The sequence below is a fragment of the Stenotrophomonas rhizophila genome (assembly GCF_020857975.1).
GTDB classification, from domain to species: domain Bacteria; phylum Pseudomonadota; class Gammaproteobacteria; order Xanthomonadales; family Xanthomonadaceae; genus Stenotrophomonas; species Stenotrophomonas rhizophila_C.
The window spans coordinates 205025-217679 of record NZ_JACWUO010000001.1 but is presented as its reverse complement, the minus strand read 5'-3'; the positions used below and the strand labels follow the sequence as shown (position 1 = coordinate 217679).

The 12655-nt window shown below is 70.0% G+C and carries 14 protein-coding genes; 10 read left to right on the top strand and 4 right to left on the bottom strand.

What is annotated here, in order from left to right:
• Positions 1-30: 30 nt before the first annotated feature.
• The 8 genes from mltA (at position 31) to IC535_RS00950 (ending at position 6303) form a co-directional block, all read left to right on the top strand.
• The gene (gene mltA, locus IC535_RS00985; RefSeq protein ID WP_228884700.1) at positions 31-1194 is read left to right on the top strand and encodes a murein transglycosylase A; all 1164 of its coding nucleotides are present in this window, start codon (positions 31-33) and stop codon (positions 1192-1194) included.
• A 5-nt stretch (positions 1195-1199) separates the two neighbouring features.
• Entirely contained in the window at positions 1200-1499 is a 300-nt protein-coding gene (locus tag IC535_RS00980) for an immunity 53 family protein (RefSeq protein ID WP_228884699.1), read from the top strand.
• Between the two features lie 22 nt (positions 1500-1521).
• Entirely contained in the window at positions 1522-1872 is a 351-nt protein-coding gene (locus IC535_RS00975) for a VOC family protein (RefSeq protein ID WP_228884698.1), read from the top strand.
• A 14-nt stretch (positions 1873-1886) separates the two neighbouring features.
• Positions 1887-2360, top strand: coding sequence for a hypothetical protein (locus IC535_RS00970; RefSeq protein WP_228884697.1), 474 nt, complete (start codon positions 1887-1889; stop codon positions 2358-2360).
• Between the two features lie 83 nt (positions 2361-2443).
• Positions 2444-3517 (top strand): two-component system sensor histidine kinase NtrB, encoded by a 1074-nt coding sequence (locus IC535_RS00965; protein WP_228884696.1) that lies wholly within the window; start codon positions 2444-2446, stop codon positions 3515-3517.
• Positions 3507-4955, top strand: a complete 1449-nt coding sequence (gene ntrC, locus IC535_RS00960; protein WP_228884695.1) for a nitrogen regulation protein NR(I) — start codon at positions 3507-3509, stop codon at positions 4953-4955. The genes IC535_RS00965 and ntrC overlap by 11 nt, the downstream gene beginning before the upstream one ends.
• Positions 4956-5047: 92 nt before the next feature.
• The gene (locus IC535_RS00955; protein ID WP_228884694.1) at positions 5048-5614 is read left to right on the top strand and encodes a superoxide dismutase family protein; all 567 of its coding nucleotides are present in this window, start codon (positions 5048-5050) and stop codon (positions 5612-5614) included.
• A gap of 53 nt (positions 5615-5667) precedes the next feature.
• Positions 5668-6303, top strand: a complete 636-nt coding sequence (locus IC535_RS00950) for a superoxide dismutase family protein (protein WP_228884693.1) — start codon at positions 5668-5670, stop codon at positions 6301-6303.
• Positions 6304-6528: 225 nt separating this feature from the next.
• Here IC535_RS00950 and IC535_RS00945 read toward each other — a convergent pair whose 3' ends face one another.
• Positions 6529-7416 (bottom strand): hypothetical protein, encoded by an 888-nt coding sequence (locus IC535_RS00945; RefSeq protein WP_228884692.1) that lies wholly within the window; start codon positions 7414-7416, stop codon positions 6529-6531.
• Between the two features lie 92 nt (positions 7417-7508).
• Between IC535_RS00945 and IC535_RS00940 the strand changes: the two genes are divergently transcribed.
• Positions 7509-8804, top strand: a complete 1296-nt coding sequence (locus tag IC535_RS00940) for an acetyl-CoA C-acetyltransferase (RefSeq protein WP_228884691.1) — start codon at positions 7509-7511, stop codon at positions 8802-8804.
• Positions 8805-8953: 149 nt separating this feature from the next.
• On the opposite strand, the gene IC535_RS00935 is transcribed toward IC535_RS00940, so the two are convergent.
• The 3 genes from IC535_RS00935 to IC535_RS00925 form a co-directional block, all read right to left on the bottom strand.
• Positions 8954-10276, bottom strand: a complete 1323-nt coding sequence (locus IC535_RS00935) for a heme biosynthesis protein HemY (protein ID WP_228884690.1) — start codon at positions 10274-10276, stop codon at positions 8954-8956.
• Positions 10273-11256, bottom strand: a complete 984-nt coding sequence (locus IC535_RS00930; protein ID WP_228884689.1) for a uroporphyrinogen-III C-methyltransferase — start codon at positions 11254-11256, stop codon at positions 10273-10275. The genes IC535_RS00935 and IC535_RS00930 overlap by 4 nt, the downstream gene beginning before the upstream one ends.
• A 108-nt stretch (positions 11257-11364) precedes the next feature.
• Positions 11365-12141 (bottom strand): uroporphyrinogen-III synthase, encoded by a 777-nt coding sequence (locus tag IC535_RS00925; RefSeq protein WP_228884688.1) that lies wholly within the window; start codon positions 12139-12141, stop codon positions 11365-11367.
• A 43-nt stretch (positions 12142-12184) separates the two neighbouring features.
• Between IC535_RS00925 and IC535_RS00920 the strand changes: the two genes are divergently transcribed.
• A complete protein-coding gene (locus IC535_RS00920) occupies positions 12185-12655 on the top strand; it encodes a YiiD C-terminal domain-containing protein (protein WP_228884687.1) in 471 nt (156 codons plus the stop codon).

Sequence of the window (12655 nt, the reverse complement as noted above, 5' to 3'; positions counted from 1 at the left end):
AGTCTGCTGCAACCATGAAGAATGCCGCCCATGAAGGCCACGCGCCCCACCGTCGTATGCAAACGCTCCGCCCTGGTCTTGCTGGCACTGGCCCTGCTCAGCGGCTGCGCCGTGCAGAACCACCGCCCTGATGCGCCGGCCAACCCCTACCTCAAAGCCGACTGGAAGGCACTCCCGGCCGTTACCGACGCCGACCTGCAGGCCGGCTTCGCCGCCTGGCGCAGCGCCTGCCCGCGCCTGAAGACCGACCCCAACTGGGCGCCCACCTGCAGTGCCGCGGCCAATGTCGCCACCACACCCGACGCGATCCGGCAGTTCCTGCAGAACAGCCTCGACGTCTATGCCCTGCGCGCCGGCGGCAACCGTGCCGACGGCCTGATCACCGGCTACTACGAACCCATCTACCCCGGCAGCCTGACCCGCACCGCCAAGGCAACCGTGCCGGTGTACGGCGTGCCCGGCGACATGGTCAGCGTGCAGCTGGACAGCCTGTATCCCGAACTCAAGGGCAAGCGCCTGCGCGGTCGCGTCGACGGCCGCGTGCTCAGGCCCTACGACGATGCCGCCACCATTGCCGCCCGCGGCGTCAAAGCGCCCGTCCTGGCCTGGCTGACCCACCCGATGGACCTGCAGTTCCTGCAGATCCAGGGCTCGGGCCGCATCGCGCTGGCCGATGGCCGCCACCTGCGCATCGCCTATGCCGACCAGAACGGCCACCCCTACCGCCCGATCGGGCGCTGGCTGGTGGCGCAGGGCGAGTTGAAGAAGGAAGACGTCACCATGGACGCCATCCGCGCCTGGGCCAACGCGCATCCGGCGCGCATCCCCGAGTTGCTGGCCAGCAACCCCAGCTATGTGTTCTTCGCCAAGGGCCCGGACGGCGACGAAGGCCCGCGCGGTTCCTTGAACGTGCCGCTCACCGCCGGCTACAGCGTCGCAGTGGACCGCACCGTGGTACCGCTGGGCAGCCTGCTGTGGTTGTCCACCACGCGCCCCGACGGCACCCCGGTGGTGCGTCCGGTCGCCGCGCAGGACACCGGCGGCGCCATCGCCGGCGAAGTGCGCGCCGACCTGTTCTGGGGCACCGGCGATGCCGCCGGCAAGCTGGCCGGGGACATGAAGCAGAAGGGCAACATCTGGATGCTGTGGCCCAAGGGCGTGGCGTTGCCGAAGGCGCCTGACAAGAGTGAGTGACACCGATGGGTGAACTTCAGCGACTCCAGCAGTGGTATCGAATGCAGTGCAACGAGGACTGGGAGCATACGTTTGGGATCACTATCGAGACCCTTGATAACCCCGGCTGGCACGTCAGCATCGATCTCATCGAGACCGAGCTTGAGCACAGGCCTTTTGCACCGGTCAGCCGTGGGCACTCGGAAGACGATGAGGATTGGATCAACTGCAAGCTTGAGCAGTCGCAGTTTGTAGCGTGCGGTGGTGCCGGGAACTTGACCGAGTTGTTGGGCATATCTCTCAACTGGGCTGAAGGTCGGCAATAGCGATCGATTGCCGGGAGGACTCATGAAAGTCAAACGCATCATCGCCAACATCGCCGCGCCCGATCCTGCCTCCGCGGACAGCTTCTACCGGGACATCCTGGGCCTGGAGCTGGTCATGGATCACGGCTGGATCCGTACGTACGCCGGGTCAGCCGAAATGAACGTCCAGGTGAGTGTCGCGGCCGAAGGTGGGTCCGGCACCGAGGTGCCCCATCTCTCCATCGAGGTCGACGATCTGGACGAGGCGCTCCGACGGGTGCAGGCGGCCAACTTGCCGATCGCGTATGGCCCAGCCAGCGAACCATGGGGCGTGCGGCGGTTCTATGTCCGCGATCCCTTGGGGCGGATGGTTAACATCCTGCAGCACGTTTAGGTACAGAGGTCACCATGCACACAACATCCCTGGATGTCGCAGACGACGCAACGGCCTGCGCTTTTTTCTGGGTCGGACTGGCGGTGGGCGTGCTGCGAGAGGACGCCAGCAGGGAGTGGGCGTACGCCAGGATCGAAGCGCGCGATACGCCGGCCATCGAGGTCATCGAGATCGCCACCGCGCGTGACCGCAATGCAGCTCTGGAAGCACTGCAGGCCGTCACGGCCCATGCGGATTGGCAAGCCGCCGGCCGCTGGCTTCTGGAGGAGTTACTGGCGCAGTTCCAGTCCGGTCAACGCTCGGCGCTGGACACGACCCGCTCTGCCATGCAGGTGGCGCGTGCCACACAGCTCCCGGAGGACGTCTACTACGCGTTCGATGGCCTCGATGACGAGTTTGTGCTCTTGGCCAATGGGATCTACGGAACAGTTGCCGGGATGGAGGCGGCACTGGTGGACGCGCTGAAGCAGCACTCCAGCACCGTTTGATCGGACCCGGGTCTTTCGGCGATGGCCTCCGTTCACCGTGTTCCCACGCTCAACCCATCCCCGTTTTGCACTACATTGGTGCAATGACCGCCGTACCCCCGACCCCCGCCCTCGACGCCCTCGGCACCCCGGTCGCTTGGGCCGACGCCAGCGGCCGTATGGTGGGCTGCAATCCCGCTTTCGCCCGCTGGTTGGGCGTGAGCGTGCGCCGCCTGCTGGGCCAGCCGCTGGCCTCGCTGGAGGCACAGGGCGACGCGTTGGCTCACTTCCTGGCCCGCGACGAACGCGACACCCTGCGCCTGCACCGGCTGGCGCTGGCGCTGCCGGGCGAAGCGCCGCGCTTCGCCGAGGGCTGGCTGAGCCGCTGGGACGACGGCGGTTGGCTGCTGGAGGCGCATCCGGTCGACGAATTCCCCGGGCTGGACCCGACCCAGGCCCTGCCCAGCGCGCTCAGTGCCGCGCTCAAGGGCCTGGCCCATGAGCTGCGCAATCCGCTGGCCGGGCTCAAGGGCGCGGCCCAGCTGCTGGCCCGGCGCAGCGCGCAGCGGGAGCCGGAGGCGCGCGATCCGGACGAACATGAGCTGATCGAACTGATCGGCTCGGAGATCGAACGCCTCAATGGCCTGCTCGAACAACTGCTGTCGCCGGCGCCGGCCGCCCCGCACGCGCCGCTGAACATCCACGCCTCGCTGGAGCGCGTGCTGCGCCTGGCCGAGAGCGAAGGCGGCTGGGCGGTGCGGCTGCAGCGCGATTACGATCCCAGCATTCCCGAATTCGATGGCGATGCCGACCGGCTTACCCAGGCGGTGTGGAACCTGGTGCGCAATGCGATCCAGGCCGGCGCCGGCATGGTCACCCTGCGCACCCGGGTGGAGCACGGCGTGCGCATTGGCGATGCGCTGCATCCGCTGGCGCTGCGCCTGGAAATCGCCGACGACGGCCGCGGCGTGCCCGAGGAACTGGCCGAGCACCTGTTCCTGCCGCTGGTCAGCGGCCGCGCCGAAGGCACCGGGCTGGGCCTGGCGCTGGCCCAGCAGGTGGCGCGCGAACACCGTGGCACGCTCACCTACCGTTCGCGCCCGGGGCATACCGTGTTCACGGTGCTGGTGCCGATCGGCCACAGCACGCCTGCCGAGGAGACCGCCCATGCACGCTGACAGCGAGCGCGGCGCCCAGCGCGTCTGGGTGGTCGATGATGACCGTGCGGTGCGCTTTGTGCTGTGCACCGCGCTACGCGATGCCGGCTACCGCGTGGAGGGTTTCGACGGGGCCGCGGCGGCACTGGCGATGCTGGCCGAACAGGCGCCGCCGGACCTGCTGTTCACCGATGTGCGCATGCCCGGCGACGATGGCCTGGTGCTGCTGGACAAGCTCAAGGCCGCGCACCCGCAGTTGCCGGTGATCGTGATGTCGGCCTACACCGATGTGGCCAGCACCGCCGGGGCGTTCCGCGGCGGTGCGCAGGAATTCCTGTCCAAGCCGTTCGACCTGGACGATGCGGTGGCCCTGGCGCAGCGGGTACTGCCCGCCGCCGATGCGTTGGCCGGCGCACCGGCCCCGGTGGCCGCCGAACCCGGCCTGGACCAGCGCCCGCAGCTGGTGGGCGACACCCCGGCGATGCGTGCGTTGTTCCGCGCCATCGGGCGGCTGGCGCAGGCGCCGCTGTCGGTGCTGATCAATGGCGAAACCGGTACCGGCAAGGAACTGGTGGCGCATGCGCTGCACCATGAATCGCCGCGCGTGCAGGGCCCGTTCGTGGCGCTCAACACGGCCGCCATTCCATCCGAATTGCTGGAAAGCGAGCTGTTCGGCCATGAGGCCGGCGCGTTCACCGGCGCCCAGCGCCGCCACGTCGGCCGCTTCGAGCAGGCCCATGGCGGTACCTTGTTCCTCGATGAAATCGGCGACATGCCGTTGCCGCTGCAGACCCGCCTGCTGCGCGTGCTGGCCGAAGGCGAGTTCTTCCGGGTTGGTGGGCGCGAGCTGATCCGGGTCGATGTGCGGGTGATCGCCGCCACCCACCAGGACCTGGAATCGCTGGTGGCCCAAGGCCGCTTCCGTGCCGATCTGCTGCACCGGCTGGACGTGGTGCGGCTGCGCCTGCCGCCGCTGCGCGAACGCCGCGACGACATCGCCCAGCTGGCCGAGACCTTCCTGGCCGCCGCAGCGCGCAAGCTGGATACGCCGCCCAAGCGGCTGACCGCCTCGGCCCTGCAGGCGCTGCGCGAACACGACTGGCCGGGCAATGTGCGTGAGCTGGAAAACGTGTGCTGGCGCATCGCCGCGCTGGCCGCCGCGGACACCATCGGCGTGGCCGATGTCGACAGCGCGCTGCACCGCGGCGGTGGTCCGCGCACGCGCGCGGCCGGCGACCCGGGCCAATGGGAAACCCTGCTGTCGGCCTGGGCCAGGCAGCGCCTGGCCGAGGGCGCCGAAGGCCTGCATGCGCAGGTGCGCGACCGGGTCGACCAGGCCCTGCTCGAAGCGGCGCTGCAGATCACCCATGGCCGCCGCGCCGAAGCCGCCGCACGGCTGGGCATGGGCCGCAACACATTGACCCGCAAGCTCGGCGCCGGGCGCCGTCGCGGCGGATGAAGCGCGCGTCCACACCGCGTGTGTGCCTTGTCCGCGCCGCTTTCATGGCCTGTGGACGGCCGCACCGCTAGTTTGCAACCAAGGAGTTTTGCATGCGCAGTTCCCATATCGTCCTGGCCGCTACCGCGGCACTTGCCCTGGCGGCCTGTGGCGCCACGCCGCCGCCGCGGCCTGCCACCCCGGTGGTCGCCCTGGTGAGCACCGCCAAGCTGGCCGAAGCCAATCTGGCCTCGGCCTCGGCCAGCATCGTCAGCGGCCGCCTGGCGCTGGTGCCCGATGCGCGCGGGGTGCATATCACCGGAATGATCGGTGGCCTGCAGCCGCTGCAGACCGCCGCCTTCCACGTGCATGAGCGCGGCGACTGCGGCGCGGTGGATGCCAGCAGCGCCGGTGCGCACTTCAATCCCGGCGCGCAGCCGCATGGCCGCAACAGCGCCGGCGCGCACCATGCCGGCGACATGGACAACCTGCGTGCCGATGCGCAGGGCCGGGTCAATGTCGATGTGCGGCTGCCAGGGGTTACCCTGGGCGGCGGCGCAGTCACCGATATCGCCGGGCGCGCCCTGGTGGTGCATGCCAACGCCGACGACTACCGCAGCCAACCGGCCGGCAACGCCGGCGCCCGTATCGCCTGCGGCGTCATCCGGGTCACGCGCTGAGCGCGTGCCGTGCCGACGCCGTTACTTCCATCGCTACCCGCAAGGAGATCCACATGCGTCTGATCCACACCACATTGTTTGCCGCCATGGCCGCGCTTGGCCTGAGCGCCTGCAACAAGCCGGCCGACACCACCGCGCCGGCCACTCCGGCCGCCGATACCGCGCCGGTTGCCGACACCGCCCCGGCCGCCGATGCGCCGCCGGCGATGATGAGCAGCGATGCCCACGCCAACACCAGCGCGGTGGCCGAACTGGCCGCCACCCAGGGCAATGCAGTCAAAGGCAACGTCACCTTCAGCCTGGTCGACGGCAAGGTCCACGTGAAAGGCCAGGTCAGCGGCCTGAAGCCCAACAGCGAACACGGCTTCCACATCCACGAGAAGGGCGACTGCAGCGCGCCGGACGGCGCCAGCGCCGGCGGCCACTTCAATCCGTCCAAGGAAGACCATGGCAACGTGGCGACCACCCCGCACCACGGTGGCGACATTCCCAACCTCAAGGCCGACGCCCAGGGCAATGCGGTGGTCGATGCAGATGTGTCCACCAACGTCAACATCGGCAAGGGCGATGACTTCGACATCATCGGCCGCGGCCTGATCGTCCACGCCGACCCGGACGACTACAAGACCCAGCCGACCGGCAACGCCGGCGCGCGCCTGGCCTGTGCGGTGATCAAGCCCGCGCCGTAACCGACGCGATGCAGGACGAAAAACGCCGGCGGATGCCGGCGTTTTTCTGAGCGTTGGTAGAGCCACGCCATGCGTGGCTGCAATGGGCCATATCGATGTCCCGGGGAGCCGGCCAGCGGCCGGCACTACTGCTACCGGATCGATGCCCCGGGGAGCCGGCCAGCGGCCGGCACTACTGCTACCGGATCGATGCCCCGAGGAGCCGGCCAGCGGCCGGCACTACCGTTACCGGGTCAGCAGCTCGCGCGCGTCCTGTCCGGCCTCGCAGTGCACGAACAGCACCGGCAGGCCATGGGCCTCCAGCACGGCGGCCATCTGCCGCTGGCGCATCAGGTACTGCTCGTAGATGCCTTGCAGGCGGTCGCAGTCGCCGCTGCCGTGGTTGTAGAACGCGCACCAGCCGGCTGGATCGAACAGCGCCATACGCACTTCGCTGTCAGCGTATCGAAGCAGCGGTTCCGGTGCCGCGTCCAGCCATTGCTCGGCCTGCGGCGCCATCAGGGCGGTTTCGATCAACGGCCACAGCACGGCCAGGCCCTGGTTGTCGTACTGCATCGACATCATCGCGGCCAGGTCGTTCAGGGTGAAGTAGCGCGCGTGTTCGATCTGCGCGCCAAACGCGTTCTGCGCCTGCAACGCGGTATCGGCCTGGGCCATGCCCTGGGCCAGCAGCACCTCTTCCAGCGCTTCGGCCACCGCCTGGGTCTGCGCCACGTCGGTGCCGGTCAGCAGGAACGGCACCACCCGCAGGCCACCGCCGGTCAGCCCGGCATCGGCCTGGAACGGCAGCGGCACATCGCCGTCGGCACCGGCGCCGAATGCCAGCAGGCGCGGGCCCTGGCTGCGGCCGGGCGCGCGCATCTGCAGTTCTTCCAGGCGCCGGTGGATCGGCCAGCCCGGGCGCAGGACTTCGGCCGGATCGAAATGCGCACCGGCGAACACGAAGTCCAGTCCGCTGACCCCCGGGACCAGCTTGGCCAGGTCGCGGCCGACGCGTTCGGCCAGTTCACCGGCCTGTTCGCTGGACAGGGCGGCGTGGCGCGGGGCGTCGCCGCCGGCCAGTTCCAATGCCAATACACCAAGGGCGTTCATGCCGTGGTCGGGTTTGCTCATGGTTTCACGGTTGGCCCATCACAGGGCGGCAGCTACACTTGCCGCCATTATGCCTGCTCCTTCGTGCAGGCCATGTTGCAGACACCCCTTCCATGCCAGGTATCTCCATGCCCAACGCCCGTCCCGTCGCCATCCTCGGTGGCGTCCGCATCCCGTTCTGCCGGCAGAACACCGCCTATTCGGACGTCGGCAACCTCGGCATGTCGGTGCGCACCCTCGGGGCGCTGGTCGAACGCTTCGGCCTGCACGGCCAGCAGCTGGGCGAAGTGGCGATGGGCGCGGTGATCAAGCATTCCAGCGACTGGAACCTGGGCCGCGAAGCCACGCTGTCCTCCGGGCTGTCCGCGCTGACCCCGGGCATCACCATGCAGCGCGCCTGCGGCACTTCGCTGGACACCATCATCGCGGTGGCCAACAAGATCGCGCTGGGCCAGATCGAGTCGGGCATCGGTGGCGGTTCGGATACCACCTCCGATGTGCCGATCGTGTACGGCAAGAAGCTGCGCGCGCGACTGCTGGCGGCCAACCGGGCCAAGACCACCGGCGACAAGCTCAAGGCGCTGACCCGTGGCTTCAAGTTCAGCGAACTCAAGCCCGAGTTCCCCGGCGTGGCCGAACCGCGCACCGGCAAGAGCATGGGCGACCACTGCGAGGACATGGCCAAGGAATGGAACATTTCGCGCGATTCGCAGGACGAATGGGCGGTGTCGTCGCACAAGAAGCTGGCCGCCGCCTATGAGCGCGGCTTCTTCACCGACCTGATCGCCCCGTTCCGTGGCGTGGAGCGCGACAACATCCTGCGCGCGGACACCTCGCTGGAGAAACTGGCCACGCTCAAGCCGGCTTTCGACAAGGTCTCCGGCCGCGGCACGCTGACCGCCGCCAACTCCACCCCGCTCACCGACGGCGCCTCGGCGGTGCTGCTGGCCAGCGAGGAGTGGGCGCGTGCGCACGGCCATGCGCCGCTGGCCTACCTGCGCGACTCGCAGGTGGCCGCGGTGGATTTCGTGCACGGCGAAGGCCTGCTGATGGCCCCCACCATCGCGGTGCCGGAAATGCTCAAGCGCAACGGCCTGACCCTGCAGGATTTCGACATCTACGAAATCCACGAAGCCTTCGCCGCGCAGGTGCTGTGCACGCTGCGCGCGTGGGAAAGCGAAGACTACTGCCGCAACCGGCTGGGCCTGGATGCGCCGCTGGGCAGGATCGACCCGGCCAAGATCAACCCGCTGGGTTCGTCGCTGGCCACCGGCCACCCGTTTGCCGCCACCGGTGCGCGGGTGATCGCCACCGCCGCCAAGCAGTTGGCCGAACGCGGCGGTGGCCGCGCGCTGGTCTCGATCTGCACCGCCGGCGGCATGGGCGTGGTGGCCATCGTCGAACGCTGATCGTCGGCGCGATGCAATGAAAAGGCCGCCCCGGCAACGGGGCGGCCTTTTCATTGGTAGTGCCGGCCGCTGGCCGGCTCTTCATGACCTTCGGAGGGGGCCGCTGGAGCCGGCCAGCGGCCGGCACCACGCGGTTGCCCGGCCCGGCATCACGGCAAACGCGGGTTGCCGTAGTCGTCGCGGTCATCGCGCAGGCTGTCCTGCACCGGCGGGGCGTTGCTCATCAGCGACTGCTCTTCCACGGTGGCGCGTTCGGGCACCACCGCGGCGGCCGGCGCTACCGTGGCGGCGCGGGCCAGCGCGATGCTGTCGTCGCCGCGCTGCTGGCGCAGCGCATTGGCCAGGCACTGCGCGGCCAGGGCGGGTTCGCCGCGCTCGATGAACAGCTGGCCCAGGGCCTCCCACGCATCCGGGCCGGCGCCGGCGGCGATCGCGCGGTGCAGGTAATCCTCGGCCTGCACGTGCTGGCGCTGGCGCGTGGCGATCCGGCCCAGGGCCAGCAACAGCGCCGGGCTGGACGGCTGGTTGGCCAGCCAGCGTTGCAGGTTGGCCTGGCGGGTGGCCAGTTTGTCCACCGGCATCTGCCCGTACAGCGTCACCAGCGATTCGTCCCAGCGCGTATCCAGCGCCTGTTCCAGGGTGAGCAGGGCCGGTTCGTCCCAGTCCAGCGCGACCGCGCGCAGGGCATAGGCCGAGACCACGTCGGCATCACTGCGCAGCGGCTTGGGGGTGGCTTCCCACTGCGCGGCCAGCGCGTTGACATCGCCCGCTTCCAGCAGCGACTGCGCGGCCAGGCGGGATTCCAGCTCGATCACCGCCTCATCGGGCAGCACCTTCTGCTTGCGCAGCGCGCCCAGCTGGCCGTATGCCTCGTGCGCGCGCTCGGCACGCGCCAGGGCTTCGGTGCGCAGCCACAGCCCGCGCGGGGGCAGCGGCTGGATCGTGGCGGTGTCCAGCAGGTTGATCGCATCCACCGGCCGTTCCTGCGCCAGCAGGCGCTCGGCCTGCAGCAGCGCATGCAGGGTGGGGTCTTCGCCACCCAGCCGTTGCAGGTACTGGTTGACCGCGGCCTGGTCGTCGCGCGCCTGGGCGCTGCGCACCGCGGTCACCATCGCCACCGCGCTCACGTCCTTGTCTTCGGCCGCGTTGGCCAGCAGCTTTTCGGCGCGCTGCCATTGGCCTTGTTCATGCGCCTGGATGCCTTCGATCAGGCGGGCGCGGCCCTGGTTGCGGCGGTAGCGGCCCCAGGCGCGGAACGGCGAGGCCAACAGGCTCCACAGCAGCCACAGCACCAGCAGGCCGACCAGCACCATCAGCGCCACCTGCGGCACGGTGGAACGGTAGTCGTTGCCGCCATAGCGGTAGATCACTTCGCCGAACTGGCGCAGGTGTTCGGTACCCAGGAACTGCGAGGCGATCACGCCAAGGGCGACCGCCAGCAACAGCACCACCAGGGATTGGAATGGTTTCATCGGGTATCTCCATCGCGCATCGAGCGCAGTTGCTGCAGGGTGCTGCCAAGCTCGGGCAACGCGGGGTGCAGCACACGGGTGCGCAGCTGCTGCAGTTCAACACGTCGCGCGCGCAGGGCGGGTGAATCCGGCCACAGCCGCGGCAGCCACAGCGCGACCCGGTCCAGCGCCTGGGTATAGCCGGGCTGGTCGCCGCGTTCGGTGGCTGCGCGCGCCAGGGTCAGTTCCAGTTGCAGGCCATCCCAGGCAGCCATGCGTTCGGCATCGGTCAACGGGCCCTGGGTGCGGGTGGGGGTGATGGTCACGAACGGCGCCAGTATCTGCTGCCACCACGGTGTGGCGGTGCCGTCGGCCTGGCTGTCGACCACCGTATCGGGCAACTGCTGCAGCGCCTTGGCGAACGCGCCCAGCTGCTGCTGGGTGGTGGCGCGCACGCCAGGGCCCAGGCTGTCCACCGCATTGCGTTCCTGCATCAGCGCCTGACGCAGGTTCAGGTAGTCGTTGCCCTGCACATCGTCCAGGGCGCTGGCGGCCAGCGCGTACAGGCGTTTGGCGCCGTCCACGTCATCGGCGTAGGCCAGCCGCTGTGCGGCCTGGGCCAGCAGCAGCTCGGCCTCTTCCAGCTGCAGCGCCTGGGCGCCATGGCGGGTACTGTCGGCCAGCTTGGCCAGGTTGTCTTCGAGCAGCGCGCTGCGCTGGCTCAGGCCAAGCATTTCATCGCGCAGCACGCGGTTGGTGGCGGCCGCATCCTGCAACCGCTGCGCGGTCGAACGCTGGTCGCGGCGCAGCGCGTCCACGCTGTCCACCAGACCCTGCAGCTGCAGGCTGGCTTCGGCCTGGCGCTGGTCGCTGCGGGCCTGCTCGGCCTGCCAGCGGGTCCAGCCCCAGGCCACGCCGCCGGCCACCACGGCCAGGAGCGCCAACGGCACGATCCAGCGCAGGGGGGTGGGGGCAGCAGCAGGCGAAGCGGCATCATTCATACGGGCATCCTTGTCGGTCGCGCCGGGACATCCGCAGGCTGGCGAGCGACGTGCTGCACAGCATCACCCGTGGCCTGCGCGGCCCGCAAGGCCAGACGCGGCGCCTGTTCAGGTAGATGCGGAAGTGATGATCGCAGTGTGTGCAGCCTGGACCAGCTGGCGTGGTAAGGGCCCCTCGGCCAGGCATACCCGGAGGAATCCGGCCTGGCTGGCCTGCTCGGCCAAGCGCGCGCTGGCGACCACTACCCAGGCCCGGCGCAGCGGTGCCTGCAGATCGCCCGGCAACTGCGCCAGCAGCAGCGCCAGCGCCTCGCCGCTGCTCAGCGCCAGCGCCCACGGGCGCGGGCTGGCGCGCAGCCGCTGCAGGGTGCGCGCCGGCAGCGGCAGCGGCTGCCGCGCATACACATTGGCGCGCTGCAGCTGCGCACCGCGCGCGACCAGGGTGCTGGCGATGATGCCGCGGCCGCCGGGGGCGGTGACCAGGCCAGCGCGCAGGCCGTGCAGGTCGGCCAGGGCGGGCAGGGCCAGCAGGCCCTCGCTGTCCATCCGCGCCGGTGCCAGCACCTGCCGCGCGCCGTGCCGGTGCAGGGCCGCGGCGGTGCCGGCCCCGACCGCCAGCCAGGTTCCGGCGGGTGCGGCGTCCAGTGCCTGCAACCGCGCGGCGGCATGCACCGCCGCCGGGCTGCTGAACACCACCCGGTCGGCGTCCAGCGCGCGCGCCAGATCGGCAGCGGTGGTGGCGTCGCCGCGCGCGCGCAGCCGCCACGGCGACAGCGCCACCAGCTGCGCGCCGGCGGCATGCGCGGCGCGGCGCAGCGGCGCGTGCTGGCCGCGCGGGCGCAGCGAAATCAGGGTCCAGTCCGGCATCTGTGCTTGGCGGTTCATTGCGGGCATTATGCGAGCCCTTTGCCGTGGCGTTGTGGTGCCGATGTCCAATCCTGAATCCCTGTCTGCGCAGCTGGCCGCGCTGCAGCACGTACTCGACCGCATGCCGCCGGTGGCGGCCATGCAGATCCGCGTGGAGGCCTATGCCGATGGCGTACTGTGCCTGCGCGCGCCGCTGGCGGCCAACGTCAACGACAAGGGCAACGCCTTCGGCGGCAGCCTGGCCTCGGCACTGACCCTGTCCGGCTGGGCCCTGGTCACCCTGCGCCTGCGGCTGGCCGGTTTCGACGCCGATGTGTATGTGGCCGACAGCCACGTGCGCTACCTGGCGCCGGTCTATCAGGATCTGCACGCCCAGGCGCAGGCCGCCGATGACGCCGATTGGGACGGCTTCCTGACCACCTTCGCCCAGCGCGGCAAGGCCCGGATCGGGCTGGTGGCCCGGCAGCCGGGCACCGATGGCAAGCCGGCCGCCGAGCTGACCGGGCGTTTCGTGGCCTTCGCAAGGCGGTAG